This window comes from Streptomyces gelaticus, assembly GCF_014649535.1.
In the GTDB taxonomy this organism is placed as follows: Bacteria; Actinomycetota; Actinomycetes; order Streptomycetales; family Streptomycetaceae; genus Streptomyces; species Streptomyces gelaticus.
Genome location: NZ_BMTF01000002.1, coordinates 168977 through 192873, shown reverse-complemented (window position 1 = coordinate 192873; position 23897 = coordinate 168977). Strand labels below are relative to the sequence as shown.

General features: G+C 72.1%; 19 protein-coding genes and 1 pseudogene. 7 read left to right on the top strand and 13 right to left on the bottom strand.

What is annotated here, in order from left to right; all coding sequences use genetic code 11:
- Positions 1–45: 45 nt before the first annotated feature.
- From IE107_RS03590 to IE107_RS03580, 3 genes are all read right to left on the bottom strand, one after another.
- A complete protein-coding gene (locus IE107_RS03590) occupies positions 46–1506 on the bottom strand; it encodes a glutamate synthase subunit beta (protein ID WP_189540944.1) in 1461 nt (486 codons plus the stop codon).
- Entirely contained in the window at positions 1499–6082 is a 4584-nt protein-coding gene (gltB, locus tag IE107_RS03585; protein WP_189540940.1) for a glutamate synthase large subunit, read from the bottom strand. The genes IE107_RS03590 and gltB overlap by 8 nt, the downstream gene beginning before the upstream one ends.
- 489 nt (positions 6083–6571) lie before the next feature.
- The gene (locus IE107_RS03580) at positions 6572–7306 is read right to left on the bottom strand and encodes a VIT1/CCC1 transporter family protein (RefSeq protein ID WP_189540938.1); all 735 of its coding nucleotides are present in this window, start codon (positions 7304–7306) and stop codon (positions 6572–6574) included.
- Between the two features lie 266 nt (positions 7307–7572).
- Here IE107_RS03580 and IE107_RS03575 point away from each other — a divergent pair.
- From IE107_RS03575 to IE107_RS03545, 7 genes and pseudogenes are all read left to right on the top strand, one after another.
- A pseudogene (locus IE107_RS03575) lies at positions 7573–8623 on the top strand (ADP-ribosylglycohydrolase family protein); the annotation flags it as partial.
- 5 nt (positions 8624–8628) lie between these two features.
- Positions 8629–9996, top strand: a complete 1368-nt coding sequence (locus IE107_RS03570; RefSeq protein WP_373302392.1) for an ADP-ribosylglycohydrolase family protein — start codon at positions 8629–8631, stop codon at positions 9994–9996.
- Positions 9938–11125 carry an ADP-ribosylglycohydrolase family protein gene (locus IE107_RS03565; protein WP_229866672.1) on the top strand — a complete coding sequence of 396 codons (1188 nt, stop codon included), beginning with the start codon at positions 9938–9940 and terminating at the stop codon, positions 11123–11125. Before IE107_RS03570 ends, IE107_RS03565 begins: the two co-directional genes overlap by 59 nt.
- Entirely contained in the window at positions 11122–12495 is a 1374-nt protein-coding gene (locus IE107_RS03560) for an ADP-ribosylglycohydrolase family protein (RefSeq protein ID WP_189540936.1), read from the top strand. The genes IE107_RS03565 and IE107_RS03560 overlap by 4 nt, the downstream gene beginning before the upstream one ends.
- Complete coding sequence (gene rbsK, locus IE107_RS03555; RefSeq protein ID WP_189540934.1) at positions 12492–13376, top strand: ribokinase; 885 nt, start codon at positions 12492–12494, stop codon at positions 13374–13376. The genes IE107_RS03560 and rbsK overlap by 4 nt, the downstream gene beginning before the upstream one ends.
- Positions 13373–14572: a CaiB/BaiF CoA transferase family protein gene (locus IE107_RS03550; RefSeq protein WP_189540932.1), complete on the top strand. Its 1200-nt coding sequence runs from the start codon at positions 13373–13375 to the stop codon at positions 14570–14572. The genes rbsK and IE107_RS03550 overlap by 4 nt, the downstream gene beginning before the upstream one ends.
- A complete protein-coding gene (locus IE107_RS03545) occupies positions 14569–15369 on the top strand; it encodes an HpcH/HpaI aldolase/citrate lyase family protein (protein WP_189540930.1) in 801 nt (266 codons plus the stop codon). The genes IE107_RS03550 and IE107_RS03545 overlap by 4 nt, the downstream gene beginning before the upstream one ends.
- Before the next feature lie 61 nt (positions 15370–15430).
- Here IE107_RS03545 and lgt read toward each other — a convergent pair whose 3' ends face one another.
- The 10 genes from lgt to IE107_RS03495 form a co-directional block, all read right to left on the bottom strand.
- Positions 15431–16432 (bottom strand): prolipoprotein diacylglyceryl transferase, encoded by a 1002-nt coding sequence (gene lgt, locus IE107_RS03540; RefSeq protein ID WP_189540927.1) that lies wholly within the window; start codon positions 16430–16432, stop codon positions 15431–15433.
- 109 nt (positions 16433–16541) lie between these two features.
- Complete coding sequence (locus tag IE107_RS03535; protein ID WP_189540925.1) at positions 16542–17366, bottom strand: DsbA family protein; 825 nt, start codon at positions 17364–17366, stop codon at positions 16542–16544.
- A 74-nt stretch (positions 17367–17440) separates the two neighbouring features.
- Positions 17441–18253: a tryptophan synthase subunit alpha gene (trpA, locus tag IE107_RS03530; RefSeq protein WP_189540923.1), complete on the bottom strand. Its 813-nt coding sequence runs from the start codon at positions 18251–18253 to the stop codon at positions 17441–17443.
- Positions 18250–19530, bottom strand: coding sequence for a tryptophan synthase subunit beta (gene trpB, locus IE107_RS03525; RefSeq protein WP_189540921.1), 1281 nt, complete (start codon positions 19528–19530; stop codon positions 18250–18252). The genes trpA and trpB overlap by 4 nt, the downstream gene beginning before the upstream one ends.
- 136 nt (positions 19531–19666) lie before the next feature.
- Positions 19667–19882: a tryptophan biosynthesis modulator TrpM gene (gene trpM / locus IE107_RS03520; protein WP_373302390.1), complete on the bottom strand. Its 216-nt coding sequence runs from the start codon at positions 19880–19882 to the stop codon at positions 19667–19669.
- A gap of 8 nt (positions 19883–19890) precedes the next feature.
- Entirely contained in the window at positions 19891–20700 is an 810-nt protein-coding gene (trpC, locus tag IE107_RS03515; RefSeq protein WP_189540919.1) for an indole-3-glycerol phosphate synthase TrpC, read from the bottom strand.
- Between the two features lie 127 nt (positions 20701–20827).
- Entirely contained in the window at positions 20828–21283 is a 456-nt protein-coding gene (locus tag IE107_RS03510) for a DUF2752 domain-containing protein (protein WP_229866670.1), read from the bottom strand.
- 80 nt (positions 21284–21363) lie between these two features.
- Complete coding sequence (locus IE107_RS03505) at positions 21364–21612, bottom strand: HGxxPAAW family protein (RefSeq protein ID WP_189540917.1); 249 nt, start codon at positions 21610–21612, stop codon at positions 21364–21366.
- Positions 21613–21733: 121 nt separating this feature from the next.
- Complete coding sequence (locus IE107_RS03500; RefSeq protein ID WP_189540915.1) at positions 21734–22387, bottom strand: TIGR02234 family membrane protein; 654 nt, start codon at positions 22385–22387, stop codon at positions 21734–21736.
- A 14-nt stretch (positions 22388–22401) separates the two neighbouring features.
- Positions 22402–23895, bottom strand: coding sequence for an anthranilate synthase component I (locus tag IE107_RS03495; protein ID WP_189540913.1), 1494 nt, complete (start codon positions 23893–23895; stop codon positions 22402–22404).
- Positions 23896–23897: the final 2 nt, after the last annotated feature.

The following is a 23897-nucleotide window of genomic DNA, read 5'->3' as shown; positions in this document are numbered from 1 at the left end:
TTCGGTTCCGCACGCCGTTGTGCGGGACGTCTGTGTGTGCCGCGATCAGACCGTCAGTGCGCGGTCCGTCGGGCGGATCGGGGCCGGCAGGGCGCTGGCTCCGGTCAGGTAGCGGTCCACCCCGCGGGCCGCGGAGCGGCCCTCGGCGATGGCCCACACGATGAGGGACTGCCCGCGGCCGGCGTCACCGGCGACGAAGACCCCGTCGACGTTGGTGGCGAAGTCCGCGTCGCGCGCGACGTTGCCGCGCTCGTCGAGCGCCAGGCCGAACTGCTGGACCAGACCGTTGGCCTGGTCGGTGCCGGTGAAGCCCATGGCGAGGGTGACCAGCTGTGCGGGGATGCTCCGCTCGGTGCCGGGCTTCTGCTCCGGCTTGCCGTCCTTGAACTCCACCTCGACCAGGTGCAGTGCCTGGACGTCGCCGTTCTCGTCGCCCTCGAAGTGGGTGGTGGAGACGGAGTAGACGCGCTCGCCGCCCTCCTCGTGCGCGGAGGTGACCTTGTAGAGCATCGGGAAGGTCGGCCAGGGCTGGTTGGCGTTCCGGTCCTCGCCGGGCCTGGGCATGATCTCCAGCTGGGTGACGGAGAGCGCGCCCTGGCGGTGGGCGGTGCCGACGCAGTCCGCTCCGGTGTCGCCGCCGCCGATCACGACGACGTGCTTGCCCTCGGCGGTGATCGGGGAGACCGTGAGGTCGCCCTCCTGCACCTTGTTGGCCAGCGGCAGGTACTCCATGGCGAAGTGCACGCCGTTCAGCTCACGGCCCGGGACGGGCAGATCGCGCGAGACGGTGGCACCCGCGGCGACGACGACCGCGTCGTACCGGCGGCGGAGCTTGGCGGCGTCGATGTCCTTGCCGATCTCCGTCTCGGTGCGGAACTTGGTGCCCTCCGCGCGCATCTGCTCGATGCGGCGGTTGATGTGCGACTTCTCCATCTTGAACTCGGGGATGCCGTACCGCAGGAGGCCCCCGATGCGGTCCGCGCGCTCGTAGACGGCGACCGTGTGGCCGGCCCGGGTCAGCTGCTGGGCCGCGGCGAGACCGGCCGGGCCCGAGCCGATCACGGCGACGGTCTTGCCGGAGAGCCGCTCGGGCGGCTGCGGGGTGACGTCACCGTTGCCCCACGCCTTGTCGATGATGGAGACCTCGACGTTCTTGATGGTGACGGCCGGCTGGTTGATGCCGAGCACGCACGCCGACTCGCAGGGGGCCGGGCAGAGCCGCCCGGTGAACTCCGGGAAGTTGTTCGTGGCGTGCAGCCGCTCGGACGCGGCCGACCAGTCCTCGCGGTAGGCGTAGTCGTTCCACTCGGGGATGAGGTTTCCGAGCGGGCAGCCGTTGTGGCAGAACGGGATGCCGCAGTCCATGCAGCGGCCGGCCTGCTTGCCGATGATCGGGAGCAGCGAGCCCGGAACGTAGACCTCGTTCCAGTCCTTGACGCGCTCGCCCACGGGGCGGGTCCGGGCGACCTCGCGTCCAGTGGTCAAAAAGCCCTTGGGGTCAGCCATTGGTCGCCGCCTCCATCATCTTCTCGGTGGTCTCCTGCTCGGAGAGACCGGCGAGCTCAGCGGCGTCCTTGGCGGCGAGCACTGCCTTGTACGTGGACGGGATGATCTTGCTGAAGCGGGCCACCGCGGTGTCCCACTCGGCGAGCAGCTTCTCGGCGACCGTGGAACCGGTCTCCTCCCGGTGGCGGCGCACCACGTCGTGCAGCCACTGCTTGTCGGAGTCGGAGAGCTCCTCGATCGCGCCGAGGTTCCCGGCGTTGACGTTGTCGCGGTTCAGGTCGACGACGTACGCGACACCGCCCGACATGCCGGCCGCGAAGTTGCGTCCGGTCTCGCCGAGCACGACGGCGTGACCGCCGGTCATGTACTCGCAGCCGTGGTCGCCCACGCCCTCCGAGACGACCGTCGCGCCGGAGTTGCGGACGCAGAACCGCTCACCGGTGCGGCCGCGCAGGAACAGCTCGCCGCCGGTGGCACCGTAGGCGATGGTGTTGCCCGCGATGGTGGAGTACTCGGCGAGGTGGTCGGCGCCGCGGTCCGGGCGGACGACGACCCGGCCGCCGGAGAGGCCCTTGCCGACGTAGTCGTTGGCGTCGCCCTCCAGGCGCAGCGTCACACCGCTCGGTACGAACGCGCCGAAGGACTGGCCGGCGGAACCGGTGAAGGTGATGTCGATGGTGTCCTGCGGCAGACCGGCGCCGCCGAACTTCTTCGTCACCGCGTGGCCGAGCATGGTGCCGACGGTCCGGTTGATGTTGCGGATCGCGATCTGGCCCCGGACCGGCTGGGCGGTCTCGGCGCTGTCCGCGTTCAGGGCGTCGGCGGCGAGCCTGATCAGCTCGTTGTCGAGGGCCTTGGCCAGGCCGTGGTCCTGCTCGATCCGCTGGTGGCGGACCGCGCCCTCGGGCAGCTCGGGGACGTGGAACAGCGGCGCCAGGTCGAGGCCCTGTGCCTTCCAGTGCGTGATCGCGCGGTCGGTGTCGAGGAGCTCGGCGTGGCCGACGGCCTCTTCGATCGTACGGAAGCCCAGCTCGGCGAGGATCTCGCGGACCTCCTGGGCGATGAACTCGAAGAAGTTGACGACGTACTCGGCCTTGCCGGAGAAGCGGTCCCGCAGGACCGGGTTCTGGGTGGCGATGCCGACCGGGCAGGTGTCCAGGTGGCAGACGCGCATCATGACGCAGCCGGAGACGACGAGCGGCGCGGTCGCGAAACCGAACTCCTCGGCGCCCAGCAGCGCGGCGACGACCACGTCGCGGCCGGTCTTCAGCTGGCCGTCGGTCTGCACGACGATGCGGTCGCGCAGGCCGTTGAGCAGCAGCGTCTGCTGAGTCTCGGCAAGGCCGAGCTCCCAGGGGCCGCCCGCGTGCTTCAGGCTCGTCAGCGGAGAGGCGCCGGTGCCGCCGTCGTGGCCGGAGATCAGGACGACGTCCGCGTGCGCCTTGGAGACACCGGCGGCGACCGTGCCGACCCCGACCTCGGAGACCAGCTTCACATGGATGCGGGCCGCCGGGTTGGCGTTCTTGAGGTCGTGGATCAGCTGGGCCAAATCCTCGATGGAGTAGATGTCGTGGTGCGGCGGCGGCGAGATCAGACCGACACCCGGGGTGGAGTGCCGGGTCTTCGCGACCCACGGGTAGACCTTGTGGCCGGGCAGCTGGCCGCCCTCGCCGGGCTTGGCGCCCTGGGCCATCTTGATCTGGATGTCGTCCGCGTTGACCAGGTACTCGCTGGTCACACCGAAGCGGCCGGAGGCGACCTGCTTGATGGACGAGCGGCGTGCCGGGTCGTGGAGCCGGTCGGCGTCCTCGCCGCCCTCACCGGTGTTGGACTTGCCGCCCAGCCGGTTCATGGCGATGGCGAGGGTCTCGTGCGCCTCGCGGGAGATCGAGCCGTACGACATGGCTCCGGTGGAGAAGCGCTTGACGATGTCGCAGACGGGCTCGACCTCGTCGACGGGGATCGGCTCACGGTCCGGCGTGAAGCCGAACAGGCCACGGAGCGTCATCAGCCGCTCGGACTGCTCGTTCACCCGGTCGGTGTACTTCTTGAAGATGTCGTAGCGCTTGTTGCGCGTGGCGTGCTGGAGACGGAAGACCGTCTCCGGGTCGAACAGGTGCGGCTCGCCCTCGCGGCGCCACTGGTACTCGCCGCCGATCTCCAGCGCGCGGTGCGAGGCGGAGATGCCGGAGGCGGGGTAGCCCTTGGCGTGCCGGGCCGCGACCTCCTCGGCGATGACGTCGAGGCCGGCGCCGCCGATCTTGGTGGCGGTGCCGTTGAAGTACTTCGCGACGAATTCCTCGTTCAGGCCGACGGCCTCGAAGACCTGGGCGCCCCGGTAGGAGGCGACCGTCGAGATGCCCATCTTCGACATGACCTTCAGGACGCCCTTGCCGAGCGCGTGGATCAGGTTCCGGATGGCCTTCTCGGGCTCGATGCCCTCGATGAACGTACCGGCGCGGACCAGGTCCTCGACGGATTCCATCGCGAGGTACGGGTTGACCGCGGCGGCGCCGTAGCCGATGAGCAGCGCGACGTGGTGGACCTCGCGGACGTCCCCGGCCTCGACCAGCAGCCCCACCTGGGTGCGCTGCTTGGTGCGGATGAGGTGGTGGTGGACGGACGAGGTGAGCAGCAGCGACGGGATCGGGGCGTGCTCGGCGTCGGAGTGCCGGTCGGAGAGGACGACCAGACGGGCACCGTCCTCTATGGCGGCGTCGACCTCGGCGCAGATCTGCTCGATCCGCGCGGCGAGGGCCTCGCCGCCGCCGCCGACCCGGTACAGGCCGGAGAGCGTGGCGGCCTTCATGCCCGGCATGTCGCCGTCGGCGTTGATGTGTATCAGCTTGGCGAGCTCGTCGTTGTCGATCACCGGGAAGGGCAACGTGACGCTGCGGCACGACGCGGCGGTCGGCTCCAGCAGGTTGCCCTGCGGGCCGAGCGTGGAGCGCAGCGAGGTGACGAGCTCCTCGCGGATGGCGTCCAGCGGCGGGTTGGTGACCTGCGCGAACAGCTGGGTGAAGTAGTCGAAGAGCAGCCGGGGGCGCTCGGAGAGCGCGGCGATGGGCGAGTCCGTGCCCATGGAGCCGAGCGGCTCGCCGGCGGTGCGGGCCATCGGCGCGAGGATGACGCGGAGCTCTTCCTCGGTGTAGCCGAAGGTCTGCTGGCGGCGGGTGACGGAGGCGTGCGTGTGCACGATGTGTTCCCGCTCGGGGAGGTCCTCCAGCTCGATCTCGCCGGTCGCCAGCCACTCCTCGTACGGCTGCTCGGCGGCGAGGGCGGCCTTGATCTCGTCGTCCTCGATGATGCGGCCCTCGGCCGTGTCGACGAGGAACATCTTCCCGGGCTGGAGGCGGCCCTTGCGGACGACCTTCGCGGGGTCGATGTCCAGGACGCCGACCTCGGAGGAGAGCACGACGAGGCCGTCGTCGGTGACCCAGTAGCGGCCGGGACGCAGACCGTTGCGGTCCAGGACCGCGCCGACCTGGGTGCCGTCGGTGAAGGTGACGCAGGCCGGGCCGTCCCAGGGCTCCATCATCGTGGAGTGGTACTGGTAGAAGGCGCGCCGGGCCGGGTCCATCGACTCATGGTTCTCCCATGCCTCGGGAACCATCATCAGCACCGAGTGCGGCAGCGAGCGGCCACCGAGGTGGAGCAGCTCCAGGACCTCGTCGAAGGAGGCGGAGTCGGAGGCGTCGGGGGTGCAGACGGGGAAGATCCGGTCGAGCTGTGCCTCGCCGTTGTTTCCCCTGCCGGCGGAACCGAACAGGCCGGAGGCGAGCTGGGACTCGCGGGCCTTCATCCAGTTGCGGTTGCCCTTGACCGTGTTGATCTCGCCGTTGTGCGCGACGAAGCGGTACGGGTGGGCGAGCGGCCAGCTGGGGAAGGTGTTGGTGGAGAAGCGCGAGTGGACCAGGGCGACCGCGGTGGCGAAGCGGCGGTCGGAGAGGTCCGGGAAGAACGGCTCCAGCTGCCCGGTGGTGAGCATGCCCTTGTAGACGATCGTGCGGGCGGAGAGCGAGGGGAAGTACACCCCGGCCTCCCGCTCGGCGCGCTTGCGCAGCACGAAGGCCTTGCGGTCGAGAGCGATGCCGGTGCTCTCGCCGTCCGCCACGAAGAGCTGCCGGAACTCGGGCATGGTGGCGCGGGCGCCGTTGCCGAGGAAGTCGGGGGTGACGGGGACCTGCCGCCAGCCGAGGACCTTCAGGCCCTCCTCGCTGGCGATCTTCTCCAGCTTGCGGACGGCCTCGGTGGAGTCGTCGGCGGGCAGGAAGGCGATTCCGACGGCGTAGCCGCCGGCCTCGGGAAGGTCGAAGGCGGCCTCTTCGCGCAGGAAGGCGTCCGGCACCTGGAGGAGGATGCCGGCGCCGTCGCCGGAGTCGGGCTCGGATCCGGTGGCGCCGCGGTGTTCGAGATTGCGCAGTACGGTCAGCGCCTGCTCGACCAGCTCATGGCTGGCCACACCGGTCAGAGTGGCCACGAACCCGACACCACAGGCGTCGTGCTCGTTACGGGGGTCGTACATCCCCTGCTGGGCGGGGCGACCGTCCATGGGCGACCAGGCGTCGGAACGCATGGGCTCTCCCGTCGTCGTCGTGGCATATGCAGTGCCGAGGGACGACGTTGGCCCTCTGCGAAAGTTGGTGCAGATTTACATGATGGGGCGCTTCTCAAGAAGCGGATAGTTCGTTCCAACATACGGACACCGCCCGAGGTGATGGGGGTGGGTCGCAGTCGGAGGATCGGCGCCCGGAGGGGACCGCAGAGAGCAGGCGTCGTTGCCCACAGTGTCTACGGCTTGCCCGGCGGTGGAGAAAATGAAACCGCCCGGAAATGGCTACTTATGTGTAGCGCTGCATAGCGACTCATTTTACGCCCGCAGGAGCCGTCCCGCCCAGTGGTATTCACCAGGACGTACGTCACACGGGTGGCGGATACGTTACGGGCAGCCACCCCACCTGCGGGAATGACTGCCCGGACCTTGGACCGACCGGCAATTGGGGGGCGGCGTCGCGTGCCCAGCCCCGCGACGCCGCCCCCCAATTGCCGGTCGGTCTTAGAGGTGTCAGCTGCCGACGGCCACACCGAACAGCGTGCCCAGCCCATAGGTGATGGCCGCCGCGGCCCCGCCCAGCACCAGCTGACGCAGCCCGCTGTACAGCCAGCTGCGGGCCGTCACCCGGGCCACCACCGCCCCGCAGGCGAAGAGCCCGACCAGCGCGAGCAGCACGGCCGGCCACAGCGCGCTCGCCCCGAGCAGATACGGCAGCACGGGCAGCAGGGCACCCAGCGCGAAGGCCCCGAACGACGAGACCGCGGCGACGAGCGGCGAGGGCAGATCGCCCGGGTCGATGCCCAGCTCCTCGCGGGCGTGTATCTCCAGGGCCTGCTCCGGGTCGCGGGACAGCTGCCGCGCGACCTCGCGGGCGAGCCGGGGCTCCACTCCGCGGGACTCGTAGAGCTCGGCGAGCTCCCGCTCCTCGTCCTTGGGGTGCTTGCGCAACTCCCGCCGCTCGACATCGAGTTCGGCCTCGACGAGCTCACGCTGCGAGGCCACGGAGGTGTATTCGCCGGCTGCCATGGAGAACGCCCCGGCGGCCAGGCCGGCCAGACCGGTGATCACGATCGTCTGCTGGGAGACCGAGCCGCCCGCGACGCCGGTCATCAGCGCGAGGTTGGAGACCAGCCCGTCCATGGCACCGAAGACCGCCGGACGAAGCCAGCCGCCGTTCACATCACGGTGGGTGTGGTTGTCGCGGTGCGCCTCGTGCAGTACGGCGTCGGTCTCGATGATGGACACAGCTCTCCCCTTCTCCGGCGGGGAAGCCACTCGCTCCGCCCCCGCTCGACAGCATCGAAAGTACGCACGAAAAACGCCTCCCGCCAGCAAGGCAGGCCGTACTTACCACCCTCCGTGAGCAAGTAAGTACGGCCTGCCTTGCCACTTCCGGCCCTTCATCCGACTGGCCCTTTTGTGGCGATGGACGGCCTCCGGAGGGGCTCCGCGTGGCACAGATCGATCGGGGGGTACGAGAACTGGCTCGGTGCGAGCGAAGGGTCGACGCGATGGAGTTGATCACAGGGGATCCGGTGGAGCCGCGGACGGGCGGCACGGGCCGGCCCGAGGTGCCCCGGACGGACCTCGCCGACCGGGCCCGCGGCTGCCTGCTCGGTCTCGCCGTCGGGGACGCGCTGGGCGCACCGGCGGAGAATCTGCGGCCGTCCGAGATCCGCCGCCGCTGGGGCCGGATCGAGGGCTTCGTGAACGACGACCCCGCGGGCACGGACGACACGGAGTACGCGATCTTCTCCGGGCTGCTGCTCGCCCGGCACGGGTCGGCGCTGACCGTCACCCATGTGGAGCGGGCCTGGCATCTGTGGATCGCCGACCTCGACGAGGGGCAGTTCCGCGGTGCCGGGTTCAGCGAGCGGGGAACGCTGGAGAATCTGCGCCGGGGGCTCGCCGCCCCGATCTCCGCCCAGCACCGGCACGCCTGGAGCGACGGCCTGGCGATGAGAGCGGCACCGTTCGGGGTCTTCGCGGCGGGCCGGCCGGACGAGGCGGCCCGACTGGTCGCGGTGGACGGGCGGGTCAGCCATGACGGGGAGGGCATCTACGGCGGCCGGGCGGTGGCGGCCGGGGTGGCCGCCGCGATGACGGGTGCCGGGGTCGCGTCGGTGATCGCCGCCGCGCTGTCGGTCGTCCCCATGGACTCCTGGACGGCGCGTTCGCTGCGGCGCGCGGTGGCCGCGGCGCAGCGCGCCCACCCCGACCGGCTCACCATGGAACGCGCGGTGCGCTCCGCGGTCGTGGTCGGCGGCTACCCGTGGACGGACCTGGCGCCCGAGGCGGTGGGGCTGGCCTTCGGGGCATTCGCGGCGGCACGCGGCGACTTCCGTACGGCGGTGCTGACGGCGGTCAACATGGGCCGTGACGCGGACACCACGGCCGCGGTGGCGGGGGCCCTGGCCGGTGCCCTGAACGGGGAGTCCGCGATCCCGCCGCAGTGGGGGGACGCGATCGGTCCGGTCCGGGGCAGCTGTCTGCCGACCATGCGGGGCCATCACGTCCTGGACATCGCGGAGTTGCTCACCCCGGACGAGGCGGACGACGCGGGCGGGGTGTACGGGGCGGGCGGCACGTACGAGAACGCCACGCCGCGCGGCGGCCGTACCGACGACGAGGGACCGGTCCCGCACCGTTCACGTACGGACGCGGGCGCGCGGCCCTCGGACGCCGGCACCCCCCGCGCCCCCGCGTCCCCGGCCGCCCGTCCCGGTACCCGCTCGGCCGCCGGGCATCGGGCCCGGATCGAGGGGCTGTTGCTCGGGCTCGCCGCCGGGGACGCCGCCGGGTGGCCCGCCGCACGTCACCGGGCGGCCCGGATGCCCGAGTGGACCCGGCGGCTCACCCGGGAGCTCGACACCTTCGCCGAGCAGAACGCCACGACCACGCTGCCCGTCCCCATCGCGCTCAACCAGCCGCCCGAGCCGCTGCGGCTGGGCCCCTCCGACGACGCCGAATGGGCGGCCTTCGCCGCCGGGACGCTGCTCGCCTCGGCGGCCGGTCCGCTGCACGGGCTGTCCCCCGAACGCCGGACGCGGGCCGCCGTCGACGTCGCCTGGAACGCCCTGGCGGCCGAGGTCGCCGCGGCTGCCGCCCGTGCCCCCGAGGTCGAATCCGCGGTGCTTCCGCTGCGCGCCCGGATCTCGGTACGGGCCGGGCTCGGCAATCTGGCCGCCGGACTGCGCCCGCCCGCCACCGGCCACGACAACCCGCACTACTTCGACGACGCGGCCTGTGTACGGGCCGCCGTGCTCGCCGTCGCCCACCCCGCGGACCCCGTCGGCGCCGCCCGCCTCGCCGAGTTCGACGCACGCTACACCCAGGACGGCGACGGGGTGCACGGGGCCCGCGCGATGGCGGCGGCGGTCGCCGAGGCGCTGGGCGGGGCGGACGTGGACACCGCGGTGAACGCCGCGCTCGCACAGCTCCCCGAGGGCACCGAGATCGCCCGCAACGCCGCCCACGCCGTGCGGATCGCCCGTGACTTCGTCGGGGAGGCGGCGGGCGCCTTCGCCCTGGTGCCGGTGCTGGAGCATCAGATCGTCGACCATGTCTACAGCTACGGGATCGCCGCCGCGGAGACCGTCCCGGTCGCCCTCGCGCTGGCCACCGCCGCCCGCGGCCGGATCGCCCAGGCCGTTCCCGCCGCGGCCTGCCTCTCGCGGGTGGCCGACTCGGCGCCCGCCCTGGCAGGCGCGCTGACCGGTGCGCTCGGCGGCATCGGCGCCGTCCCGGACGGCTGGCGCGAGGCCTGCCGCACTCTCGCGGGCTGTGCGCTGCCCCGGCTCGCGGGGACCGATCTCATCGAACTCGCCGGGCTGCTGGCAGACACGGAACCGAAGCCCCCGGGTGGACAATTCGGACATGACATCCACGATGCCCCTGCGGCCCGAGGCCGGACCCACCACACTCGCACTCGATGAACGGATCACGGGCGCACTCGTCGGCGCCGCCGTCGGCGACGCGCTCGGCGGTCCGGTGGAGGGCCGGTCCCCCGAGCAGATCGTGGCCCGTCACGGCGGGCGGATCGACGGCGTCGTGGGCCCGTGGGACGGCGACAACTGGCGTACCGCGCGCCCCATCGCCCCGTACCACAAGGGCGACGGGCACGTCACCGACGACACCCTGATGACCCATGCGCTGGTGCGGGTGTACGGCGCCGTGCGCGACCATCTCGACGCCTACGCGGTCGCCGCGCATCTCGTGCCCGAGCTGATTTCGGCCCCCCGCTGGATCCCGGAGCTGGAGGCCGAGGCGCTGCCGCTCCAGCGGGTCTTCCTCGCCGAGAAGTGGATCGTCGCCCGGCTGCACTACGGCCATGTCGATCCGCGCGAGGCGGGCAACGGGAACATCGTCAACTGCGGTGCGGCGATGTACATGGCCCCGGTCGGCCTGGTCAACGCCGCCCACCCCGGGGCCGCGTACGCCGAGGCGCTGGATGTCGCCGGTGCCCACCAGTCGAGCTACGGAAGAGAGGCCGCCGGGGTCTTCGCGGCGGCCGTCGCCGCTGCCTGTGCCCCGGGCGCGACGCCCGCCGGCGTCGTCGACACCTGTCTGTCGCTGGCCAAGGACGGCACCCGCTCGGCGATCGAGGCGGTGTGCGAAGTGGCCTCGAACCACAGCGACTTCGAGTCGGCACTGGCCCCGCTGCGCGCCGCCGTCGCCCCCTTCGACACGGTCGGCCCCGACTACCGCGCACCGTCCCTCGGTGCCCGCCGGCCCTCCCGGCTGCATGCCATCGAGGAGCTGCCGATCGCGCTCGGGATGCTGCTGGTCGCGGACGGCGACTACCGGCACACGGTGCTCGGCTCGGTCAACTACGGCCGGGACTGCGACTCGATCGCCACGATGAGCGGAGCGATCGCGGGCGCGCTCCACGGCGAGCGGGCGATCCCCGCCACCTGGGTGGAAACGGTCGCCGGGGCCAGCCGCCTCGATCTGCACGCACCCGCACGGACCCTGGCGGACGTCGCCCGCGAGGTGTTCGTCCGCGACACGGCCCGCCGCCGCGCGCACGAGTCGGCGTTCGCCGCGCTGGCGGGTACGCCATGACCGTACGGGTGACATGGGTGCAGCCCGAGGACCTCGTCGGGCACGAGCTGCGCCAGGCGGTCGAGGACGGGCGGGACGCGCAGGCCGTCGCACGGCGGTGGTACGAAGCGGGCGGCGCCCCCGCCCCGGAGCGCGCGGGAGCCTCCACCTCTCCGGCACCGGAGCTGCGCGCCCTGGCCGAGCGGCTGCTCGACGAACTTGCCCTGCTGGACTCGCCGTTGGCGAGGGACGAGCCGACGGAGCTGGCCGCGATCCGGGCCGCGTGCCCCAACTGGCCGGCGCCCCGCCCCGAGGCCCAGCCGGTGAGCCGGGACCGGCTGCACGCCGCCTGGCTGGGCCGGGCGGCCGGCTGCCTGCTCGGCAAGCCCGTCGAGAAGCTGCCGCTGGACGGCATCCGCGCCCTGGCCCGCGCCACCGGCAACTGGCCGCTCACCACCTGGTTCACCGCCCGGAACCTGCCCGCCGCACTGGCCGCCACCTATCCCTGGAACCGCCGTTCCGCACCCAACTCGCTGGCCGAGAACATCGACGGCATGCCCGAGGACGACGACCTCAACTACCCCTTGCTCACCGTGCTGTTGCTCCAGCGGCACGGTCCGTCCTTCACCACCGCAGACCTCGCGAGGCTCTGGCTCGACGAGTTGCCGGCCGGCCGGACCTTCACCGCCGAGCGGGTCGCGTACCGCAATCTGCTGGACGGCATCGAGCCCCCGCACACCGCCCGCCACCGCAACCCGTTCCGGGAGTGGATCGGCGCGCAGATCCGGGCCGATGTGCACGGCTGGACCCATCCCGGCGACCCGTCGGCCGCCGCCGAGCAGGCACACCGGGACGCCGTGCTCAGCCACACCGCCAACGGTGTGTACGGGGCGATGTTCACCGCCGCGGTGCTCGCCGAGGCGGCCGGGGGCGAGAGCGATGTGCACGGATGCCTGGCCGCCGGGCTGCGGGTCGTGCCACCGCGCTCGCGGTTCGCGCACGCGGTGCGCTTCGGTGTCGCGGCGGCCCGGGAATGCGCCGGTTTCGACGCGGTGGCCGACCGGCTGCACGCCGAGTACGGCGGCTACCACTGGGTCCATGTGCTGCCCAACGCCGCGTTGCTCGCCGCCGCCCTCACCCATGCCGACGGCGACTTCTCGCTCTCCATCTGCCGTGCGGTGTCGGGCGGCTGGGACACCGACTCCAACGGCGCGACCGCCGGTTCGCTCACCGGGCTGCTGGCCGGGGCCCCGGAGCGGCTGCCGGAGCGCTGGACCACTCCACTGAAGAACCGTCTCGCCTCGTCCGTCCCCGGTTTCGGCTCCATCGGCTTCGACGAACTGGCCGAACAGACCCACCGGCTCACCCAGAAGGAGGCCCTGTGCCCATGACCGGTATCGCGGTGCTCGGCAGCACCAATATGGACCTCGTCGCCTACGTCGCACGGGCTCCGGAGCCCGGAGAGACCGTCACCGGGCGGGAATTCCGCACCGTCCCCGGCGGCAAGGGCGCCAACCAGGCCGTCGCCGCCGCCCGCGCGGGCGGCAATGTGACGATGATCGGTGCGGTGGGCGACGACGTGTACGGCGCGCAGCTCCGGGCCGGTCTGGAGCACGCGGGCATCGACACCGATCTGCTGCACACCGCCGAGGGCCCCAGCGGCACCGCGCACATCGTCGTCGACGACACGGGCGCCAACTCCATCGTGGTGATCCCCGGCGCCAACGGCACCGTCACCGCCATCGGCCCCGGCGAGATGGCCGCCATCGCGGGCGCCGATCTGCTGCTCCTCCAGCTGGAGCTGCCGCTTTCCGCGGTGGTCGAGGGTGCACGGGTGGCCCACGCCCAGGGCGTACGGACCATCCTCACCCCCTCCCCCGTGCTGCCCCTGCCCTCCGAACTCCTCGACTGTGTCGACCTGTTGATCCCCAATCAGCACGAGGCGGCAGCGCTGACCGGCTTCGCCGACCCCCTTGCGGCAGCGCGTCATCTGCTCAGCCAGGTCCCCGCGGTGATCGTCACGCTCGGCGCGAAGGGCTGCCTGTACGCGGCCCGGGGCGGCGAGCCCGTCCTCTTCCCGGCCCCCGAGGTCACCGCCGTCGACACCACGGGGGCGGGCGACACCTTCGTCGGCACGCTCGCCGTGGCGCTCGGCGAGCGACGGCCCGTACCGGAGGCGCTGGCCTGGGCGTCGTCGGCCGCCGCGCTCTGCGTGCAGCGGCCGGGCGCCTCGGCGTCCATGCCGTACCGCACCGAGATCGACGCCGCATGAACGCGCCCGCACAGGCCCCCCTGACCGGGCTGCGGGTCGTCGACCTCGCCACGCTCTTCGCCGGTCCGCTCTCCGCGACCATGCTCGGCGACTTCGGCGCCGAGGTGATCAAGGTCGAGCATCCGCGCAGGCCCGATCCCTCGCGCGGGCACGGCCCCGCGAAGGACGGCGTCGGGCTGTGGTGGAAGCTGCTCGGCCGCAACAAGCGCAATCTGACCCTCGACCTGTCCAGCCCCGGTGGCCGTGACGTCCTGCTCCGGCTCGCCGCCGGGACCGATGTGATCATCGAGAACTTCCGGCCGGGGACGCTGGAGCGCTGGGGACTGGGCTGGGCGGAGCTGCACGCGGCCAACCCCCGGCTCGTCCTGGTCAGGGTCACCGGCTTCGGACAGTTCGGCCCGTACGCGCACCGCCCCGGCTTCGGCACCCTGGCCGAGGCGATGAGCGGGTTCGCCGCGATCACCGGGGAGCCGGACGGACCGCCCACGCTGCCGCCGTTCGGGCTCGCCGACTCGATCGCGGCGCTGGCCACCGCGTACGCCGTGATGGCCGCGCTCGCCGGGCGCGAGCGCACCGGGCAGGGACAGATCGTCGACATGGCGATCATCGAGCCGATCCTGACCGTGCTCGGCCCGCAGCCCATCTGGTACGACCAGCTCGGCTACGTACAGCCGCGCACCGGCAACCGCTCCCGGAACAACGCCCCGCGCAACACGTACCGCACCTCGGACGGGCACTGGGTCGCGGTCTCCACCTCCGCGCAGTCGATCGCCGAACGGGTGATGCGCCTGGTCGGCCGGGCCGAGCTGATCGACGAGCCCTGGTTCGCCTCCGGCACCACCCGCGCCGAGCACGCCGACGAGCTCGACGAGGCGGTCGGCCACTGGATCGCCCGGCACACCCGGAAAGAGGCGGTCTCGGCCTTCGAGGAGGCGGAGGCGGCCATCGCACCGATCCACGACGTCCAGGACGTGATGGAGGACCCGCAGTACCGGGCCCTGGACTCCGTCACCGAGGTCGACGACCCGGAGCTGGGTCCGCTGAGGATGCAGAACGTGCTGTTCCGGCTCTCGGCGACGCCGGGCGCGATCCGCTGGGCGGGCCGGCCGCACGGCGCGGACACCGAGGAGATCCTGACCGGACTGGGTCTGTCGGCGCCGGAGATCGCCGCGCTGCGGGCGGAGCGGGTCCTGTGACGGCGACGGTCCCGCTCACCTGGCTGTACGTCCCCGGGGACCGGCCGGAGGTGGTGCGCAAGGCGCGGGATTCGGGCGCGGACGTGGTGATCGTGGATCTGGAGGACGCGGTGGCGCCGGACCGCAAGGAGTACGCGCGCGCGGCCACCGCCGAGCTGCTGTCCGAAGCGGCTGCGGCCGTGCCGGTCCACGTCCGGGTCCACACCGAGGCGGACATCCTCGCTCTGGCCGGACTGCCGGGCCTCGCCGAGCTGCGGCTGCCGAAGATCACGCACGCGGCGTCCGTCCATCACATCGCGGCCGTGGCGCCGGGGGTCGCGCTCTGTCCGCTGCTGGAGTCGGCGCTCGGCATCGAGCACGCGTACTCGGTCGCCGCCTCCCATCCCCAGGTGCGCTCCATCGCCCTGGGCGAGGCGGACCTCCGGGCCGATCTGGGGGTACGGGAGGACGCCGGGCTCGACTGGTCGCGCAGCCGGGTGGTGGTCGCCGCCCGCGCGGCCGGACTCGCCCCGCCCGCCCAGTCGGTGTTCCCGGACGTCCGGGACCTGGACGGCCTGTGGGCGTCCTGCGCGCACGGCCGTGCGCTGGGCTTCCTGGGCCGGGCGGCGATCCATCCCCGCCAGCTCCCGGTGATCGAGCGGGCGTTCCGCCCGACGCCGCAGGAGATCGAGGCGGCGGCGGAGATCGTGGCGGCGGCCGCTGCCGACGAGGGTGCGCTGGCCCTGCCGGACGGCCGGTTCGTCGACGCGGCGGTGGTCGCCTCGGCCAGGAGGACGCTGGCGCTGGCCGGCGAGTGAGGCCGCATGCGTGGGGCCCCGGACCGGGCGGTCCGGGGCCCCACGCACGGGTTCACACGGCTCAGCCGTTCTTGGCCGCCTCCGCGGTGTCGTTCTTCTCCAGGCTCGTGACAGCGGCTTCATCGGCCCCCGCGGGCTCCGGAGCCGTGGCCGCGTCGTCCCCGGCGGTCTTCGAGTCCTCGGACGCCTTGGAACCCTCGGCGTCACCGGCCTCCGCCGCGTCCTTCGCCGCCTCTGCCGCTTCCTCCGCGGCTCCCGGTTCCACGACCTCCTCGCGCCCCGGCCGTACCTTCGCCGAGATCACGATGTACGCGACCGCCAGCACGAACACGATCAGCGCGGTCCACACGTTCAGACGCAGGCCCAGGATGTGGTGGGCCTCGTCGACCCGCATGTACTCGATCCAGGCACGCCCCGCGCAGTACGCGGCGACGTACAGGGCGAACGCCCGGCCGTGTCCGAGCTTGAAGCGGCGGTCCGCCCAGATCACCAGCAGGGCGACACCGATGCACCACAGCGACTCGTAGAGGAACGTCGGGTGGTAGGTGCCGGCGACCCGGTTGGGGCCGTCGCTGATCTCCAGCGCCCACGGCAGATCGGTCGGCTTGCCGTACAGCTCCTGGTTGAACCAGTTGCCCCAGCGGCCGCAGGCCTGGGCCAGGGCGATACCGGGGGCGAGCGCGTCGGCCCAGGCGGGCAGCGGGATCCCGCGGCGGCGGCAGCCGATCCAGGCACCGACGGCACCGAGCGCGATCGCGCCCCAGATACCGAGACCGCCCTGCCAGATCTTGAAGGCGTCGACCCAGTTCTCGCCCTCGCCGAAGTACAGCTGGTAGTCGGTGATGACGTGGTAGAGCCGGCCGCCCACGAGGCCGAAGGGCACGGCCCAGACGGCGATGTCGGCAACGGTGCCGGATCTGCCGCCCCGGGCGACCCAGCGTTTGTTGCCGAACCAGACGGCGACGAAGACACCGATGATGATGCAGAACGCGTAGCCGCGGAGCGGGATCGGTCCGAGCTCGATCACGCCGGTCGACGGGCTGGGAATGTAGGCAAGGTCCATGGCAAGGTCGACGCTACCCTGCCGGGTGGGCCGTACCGCAACCCACCCGACAACGTATGGGTAACGGGCAGGTCATCGTTTCCCCTGCCGGACCCGGTGCGTGGGCCGGTCAGGAACCCGACGGTGCCGGGGTGACGGTGCCCGGCTTCTTGCCCTTGTTGGCCTCGGCGACCCACTTCTTCAGATTGTTCACATTGAGCGGCTCGTTCCCCTTCTTCGGGAAGATCAGCTCACCGTTGAGCAGCGCGGTCGGCGTGCCCTGGAATCCGCCGTTGACGAACGCCGTGTTGGACTTCTTGACCCAGCTGTCGTGCGTGCCGTCCTCCACGCAGCCGCGGAATCCGGAGGTGTCGAGCCCCCGGACCTTCCCCGAGAGCTCGATCAGCTTGGCGTTGTCACCGAAGGCGTCGTCGGTCTCCTTCGGCTGGTTGCTGTAGAGCACGTCGTGGTATGCGGAGAACTTGCCGACGTCCTGGGCGCAGGCGGCGGCGTTGGCCGCGCGCAGCGAACCGCTGCCGCCGAGATTGCCGTCGATGATCGTGGCGAGGTGGTACTCGACCTTGATCTGACCGGTGCTCTGCAGCTGGTGGATCGTCTCGCGGAACACGTTCTCGAACTGGGCGCAGACCGGGCAGCGGAAATCCTCCCAGATGGTGAGCGTGGACGGCGCGTTGTCCGCGCCGACCTGAATGGCCAGGCTGTCCTTCCCGGTCGCGCCGGACGGTGCGACGACGTGACCCGCCTCGCTCTTGCCGCTCTTGCCGCCCGAATTCGCGGCGATCACCCCGACGACGGCGGCCAGCGCCAGCACACCCACCACCGCACTGGCGACGATCAGCGTGCGTCTGCGGCGCTCGCCGGCCTTCTGGCGCTCACGCTGCTGTGCGAGCCGGTCTCGCGCGGCCCTTTTTCCCTGTTCGTTCTTCTCGCTCACACCCGCAGCAACGAACCGGGGAGGCACGCGCGTGCCTCCCCGGTCCAGGTCCACTCGTTTGAGTTACACCCGATTCAGCGCTTTCGAACGCCTTCGGCGAGTTCGCCCGCCAGGGAGCGGACGGCGGCCAGGCCGGCCGCCTCGTCGGGGGCGTCCAGCATCGCCTTGACGAAGGCGGAGCCGACGATCACCCCGTCGGCGAAGCCCGCGACCTCGGCGGCCTGCTCGGCGTTGGAGACGCCCAGGCCGACACAGACCGGCAGCCGAGTGGTGGCGCGGGTGCGCTGGACCAGCTCCTGGGCCTTCTCGCCGACCGAGGCGCGGGTGCCGGTGACGCCCATCAGCGAGGCCGCGTAGACGAAGCCGGAGCCGGCCGCGGTGATGGTGGCGAGGCGCTCGTCCTTGCTGCTCGGCGCGACGACGAAGACGGTCGCCAGACCGTGCTTGTCGGCGTGCTCGCGCCACAGCTCGGACTCCTGGACCGGCAGGTCGGGCAGGATGCACCCGGCGCCGCCCGCCTCGGCGAGCTCTGCGGTGAAGCGCTCGACGCCGTACCGGTCGATCGGGTTCCAGTACGTCATGACGAGGATCGGGACACCGGTCGCCTCGTGCGCCTCGCGGACGGTGCGCATCACGTCAGCGATCTTCACCCCGCCGCGCAGGGCGATGTCGTCGGCGGTCTGGATGACCGGTCCGTCGAGCACCGGGTCGCTGTGCGGCAGCCCCACCTCGACGATGTCGGCGCCGCCCGCCACGACCGCCTTCACGGCCTCGATCCCGCCGTCGACGGTCGGGAACCCGGCCGGGAGGTACGCAATGAGGGCGGCCCGGTTCTCCGACTTCGCCTGTGCGAGGGCGGAACTCAGCAGCTCCACGTTGCCGCTCACTTGGTGACCTCCTCTTCCCCGTCGGCCACATCGGCCTCGACGACACCGTCGGTTCCGTCGTACAGCCCGAAGTAGCGGGCTGCGGTGTCCATGTCCTTGTCGCCTCGGCCGGACAGGTTGACCACGAGCAGCCCGTCCTTGCCGAGTTCCTTGCCGACCTCCAGGGCTCCGGCCAGCGCGTGGGCGCTCTCGATGGCCGGGATGATTCCTTCGGTGCGGGAGAGGAGACGCAGCGACTGCATGGCGGCGTCGTCGGTGACCGCGCGGTACTCGCCGCGGCCGATGTCCTTGAGGTACGAGTGCTCCGGGCCGATGCCCGGGTAGTCGAGACCGGCCGAGATGGAGTACGGCTCGGTGATCTGGCCCTCGTCGTCCTGGAGGACGTAGCTGCGCGAGCCGTGCAGGATGCCGGGCTCGCCCGCGGTCAGGGTCGCCGCGTGCTCGCCCGTCTCCACGCCGTGTCCGGCGGGCTCGCAGCCGATGAGCCGGACATGCGCGTCCGGGATGAAGGCGTGGAAGAGTCCGATGGCGTTGGAGCCGCCGCCGACGCAGGCGACGGCGGCGTCCGGCAGCCGGCCGGTCCGCTCCAGGATCTGGCGGCGGGCCTCCACGCCGATGACCCGGTGGAAGTCGCGGACCATGGCCGGGAAGGGGTGCGGTCCCGCGACGGTGCCGAAGAGGTAGTGCGTGCGGTCCACATTGGCGACCCAGTCGCGGAACGCCTCGTTGATGGCGTCCTTCAGGGTCCTGGAGCCGGACTTCACGGCGATGACCTCGGCGCCGAGCATCCGCATCCGCGCCACGTTCAGCGCCTGCCGCTCGGTGTCGATCTCGCCCATGTAGATGGTGCATTCGAGGCCGAAGAGCGCGCAGGCGGTCGCGGTGGCGACGCCGTGCTGGCCGGCGCCGGTCTCGGCGATGACCCGGTTCTTGCCCATGCGCCTGGTGAGCAGCGCCTGGCCCAGCACGTTGTTGATCTTGTGCGAGCCGGTGTGGTTGAGGTCCTCGCGCTTGAGGAAGATCCGGGCGCCGCCCGCGTGCTCCGCGAAGCGCGGGACCTCGGTCAGTGCGCTGGGCCGGCCGGTGTAGTTGACCATGAGCTCGTTGAGCTCGGCGGCGAAGGCCGGGTCGTGTTTGGCCTTGTCGTACTCGACGGCGACCTCGTCCACGGCGGCGACGAGAGCCTCCGGGATGAACTTGCCGCCGAACGCACCGAAGTATCCCTCGGCGCTGGGGATCAGACCCTCCGGGTCCGGGATGAAGAAGTCAGATGACATCCGACGTGCTCCTCGACATCGCAATGGGTGGGTTCACCGTATGCGCCGTGAGCGGAGCGCCACCGCGACCGGCGATCGGTCGGGCGGTGCGGTCGTACGTACGACGGAGTGGTGCGGGTACGTCGGCCGGGGCTCGCTACAGCGCGGTCCCCGTGCGCCATCGCATGCCGTTGACCTGGCCGGGCTCGTCACCGATCACGTACCGCACCCGTCGGCCGTGGACACGGCGCGCGGGGGCGCGGCAGCCGCGGGGGCGGCAGCCGCGTGCCAGCGGGGCGTGCGGCACCCGGGCCGTGGCTCCGGTGGGGCGCAGGCCCCGCCGGCGACGGGACGCGGGGCGTTCGGCGGACACGGGTCGGGTCAGCTCCGTCCGTGCCGGAGTGCCGGGTGGGCGCCGGCGGCGACCAGGTCGGCGACAGCGGCCCGCGGGTCGCGGCCGGTGACCAGCGACTCGCCCACGAGCACCGCGTCGGCGCCCGCGTTGGCGTACGCGATCAGGTCGTGCGGGCCGCGGACACCGGACTCGGCGACCTTGACGATGTGGGCCGGGATCTCGGGGGCGACGCGCTCGAAGGTGGAGCGGTCGACCTTGAGGTCCTTCAGGTTGCGCGCGTTGACACCGATGACCTTCGCCCCGGCGTCCACGGCGCGCTCGGCCTCCTCCTCGTCGTGCACCTCGACCAGCGGCGTCAGGCCGATGGACTCGGCGCGCTCGATCAGCGAGACCAGGGCCTCCTGGTCGAGGGCGGCGACGATCAGCAGGGCGAGGTCGGCGCCGTAGGCACGGGCCTCCCAGAGCTGGTACGAGGTGACGATGAAGTCCTTGCGCAGGACCGGGATGTCGACCTTGGCGCGGACGGCCTCCAGGTCGGCGAGCGAGCCGCCGAAGCGGCGCTCCTCGGTGAGGACGGAGATGACGGACGCGCCGCCCGCCTCGTAGTCCGCGGCGAGGCCGGCCGGGTCGGCGATCGCGGCCAGGGCACCCTTGGAGGGGCTGGAACGCTTGACCTCGCAGATGACGGTCACGCCCTCGCCGCGCAGGGCGGCGACCCCGTCCTTGGCTCCGGGAGCACGCGCGGCGCGCTCCTTCAGGTCGTCGAGGCTGACACGCGCCTGCCGCTCTGCGAGGTCGGCGCGTACGCCGTCGATGATCTCGTCGAGCACACTCACGCGAGCGGCCCCCCTTCCGGGACGGTGATGATGAGGGAACACGATCAGCTATTCAGCCATATCAATGCTATCTGCACGAGCGCGACTGGCCCGAATCCGACCGACGAATGTCCCACTACCTGGGCATTCAAGGCGCCAGAACCGAACCGATCGGTAGATTCCGGACGACGGAGAAGATCAGCAGCACGGCCCCGATCCCCCACCAGACGACGGGCTTCGCGGCGAGGCTCATGGGCCTGCCACGGGCGGCGCGGACCATCCAGACGGCCCACAGGACGGCGAAGGCCGCGTAGCCGACGACGGCGAGCGCGTTGGAGCCGAGGGCTGCGGCGATGTCGCCGTGCGCGACGGCATGGGCGCTGCGCAGCCCTCCGCAGCCCGGGCAGTAGAGCCCGGTGAACCTCAGCAGCGGGCAGAGCGGGTAGTGGCCGGGCTCGTTGGGGTCGACCGCGCCGACGTAGCCGAACGCGCCGACGACGACGGCCATGACGCCCACCGGCGTGGCCAGCCGCCGGATGCGCGAGGCGGGTACGGGGGCCGGGGGGAACGCCGGCGCGGCGGCGGGGGTAGGCGATGCGTCCACCCGGTGATTGTCCCCGCTGACGCGGAAAGGCGCAGCCCGGACCGGGCTGCGCCTCGCATGCGTACGGGTGCCGCGTGGCTTCAGGAGATCTGGGCCTGTGCGGCGCGGGCCCGTGCCTGGGCCATCTCCGCGGACTCCTTCGGCATGCCGAGGCCCGCGGCCTTCATCGCGAGGCCGACGACCCCGCCGAGGAGAACGACGGCGATTCCGGCCCAGAAGCCGACGGGGCTGGCCGCGACCATGAAGACGCCTGCGACGCAGAAGCCGATGAAGGAGATGATGACACCGGTCCAGGCGGCCGGGGTGTGTCCGTGGCTGCTGCCCGCCATGAGTTGCTCCTTGTTGGTGTTGCACTGTTGGTATCGCTGTACGCAAAGCTGGTGCCGCTGTGCTGATAGCTCGGCTTCATTGTCCCGTACGTGCGGGTAGTACGTGAGCTGGGGGTCACAGCTAGCGCGTCGGGTCCTCGCCGCGGTCCAGGGCCTTCCAGAGGTCCTCGGGCCGGTCCGGGTCCAAAGCGGTGCGGGCGGCCTTGCGGGGGCGGGGGGTGCCGTCCCGTTCGTACCGTCCCGACATGGTGGGCCAGAGCTTCCCGTAGCGCAGGGCGAGCAGCCCGGCGAGCAGGATCAGCAGGCCGCCGGCCGCGGTGACGTAGGGCCACGCGGTGTGGGCGAGTGCGCCGATGGTCGCCGAGGCGTCGCCGGTGGACCGGGCGGCCTTCTCGTCGAGCGCCGCGCTGTCAACGGCGCCGAGGCAGGCGCTCAGCCCGGCACCGAGGCCGCTGAGGGCGAGGAGTCCGGCGACGACCAGCCGGCCGGTACCGCGGACCGCGAAGACGGCGACCAGGGCGGCCAGGCCGACTATGGCGAGGGCCGCCGGGAGGCCGGTGACGTCCTGGCCGTCGGCGGTCAGGGGCAGCGAGCCGCCGCCGACGGACACCTCGCCCTCGGCCCAGGTCTGGGCGGAGGCGAGCAGCACGACGGTGGCGCCGGCCGCCCCGAGGAGCAGGCCGGCGGCCAGACTGCGACGGCTTCCCGCGGCGGCGGGCGCGGTGGCGGCTCGGCCGCGGGGCTGGGATACGGGGACAGCACTCACGTACTCCACTATCCCCTACCGTCTCAGGCGCCGTGGAGCCGGTTGGCCGTATGCACCGCGCGGAGCACCGCCGCGGCCTTGTTGCGGCATTCGGTGTCCTCGGCGACCGGGTCGGAGTCGGCTACGACGCCCGCTCCGGCCTGGACGTAGGCCGTGCCGTCGCGGAGCAGGGCGGTACGGATGGCGATGGCGGTGTCGGAGTCCCCGGCGAAGTCGAGATAGCCGACGCAGCCTCCGTACAGTCCGCGGCGGGTCGGTTCGAGCTCCTCGATGATCTGCATCGCGCGCGGCTTGGGAGCGCCGGAGAGGGTGCCCGCGGGGAAGCAGGCGGTGAGGACGTCGAAGGCGGAGCGGCCCTCGGCGACGCGGCCGGTGACGGTGGAGACGATGTGCATCACGTGCGAGTACCGCTCGATCGACATGAAGTCGACGACCTCGACGGTGCCGGGTGCGCAGACCCGCCCCAGGTCGTTGCGGCCGAGGTCGACCAGCATCAGGTGCTCGGCGCGTTCCTTCGGGTCGGCGAGGAGTTCGTCGGCGAGCGCCTGGTCCTCCTGCGGGGTGGCGCCGCGGTGCCGGGTCCCGGCGATCGGGTGGACCATGGCGCGTCCGTCCTCGACCTTGACGAGGGCCTCCGGGCTGGAGCCGGCGACGTCGAAGCCGTCGAACCGGAAGAGGTACATGTACGGCGAAGGGTTGGTGGCGCGCAGTACCCGGTAGACGTCCAACGCGCTTGCCGTGCACGGGGTTTCGAAGCGCTGGGAGGGGACGACCTGGAAGGCCTCGCCGGCCCTGATGCGCTCCTTCACGTCCTCGACGGCTTCCTGGTACACCGTGCCGCCCCACAGCGCGGTGTACGGGGGAAGCTCGGACGGCGGGAGGGTGGCGGCGGCGTTCTCGACAGGGCGCGAGAGGTCGCGTTCCATGGCGTCGAGGCGGGCGACGGCGTCCGCGTACGCCTCGTCGACGCCGGTCGACAGGTCGTTGTGGTTGATCGCGTTGGCGATCAGCAGGACGCTGCCGTCCCAATGGTCCAGCACGGCCAGGTCCGAGGTGAGCAGCATCGTCAGCTCGGGAACGCGCAGGTCGTCCTCGCCGCTGTCGCCGATCCTCTCCAGGCGGCGCACGATGTCGTAGCCGAGGTAGCCGACCATGCCGCCGGTGAACGGGGGCAGTCCGTCGTCGGCGACCAGGTCACGCGGGGTGTGCAGGGTCTCGATGGTGGCGCGCAGGGCCTGAAGCGGGTCGCCGTCGACGGGGACGCCGACGGGCGGGACGCCCAGCCAGTGCGCCTGTCCGTCGCGTGCGGTGAGGGTGGCGGCGCTGCGTACCCCGATGAAGGAGTAGCGCGACCAGGTGCGGCCGTTCTCCGCGGACTCCAGCAGGAAGGTGCCGCTGCGCTCGCCCGCGAGCTTGCGGTAGAGCCCGACGGGGGTGTCGCCGTCCGCGAGGAGCCTGCGGCTGACGGGGATGACGCGCCGGTCGACGGCGAGTTTGCGGAAGGTGTCGAGATCCATGG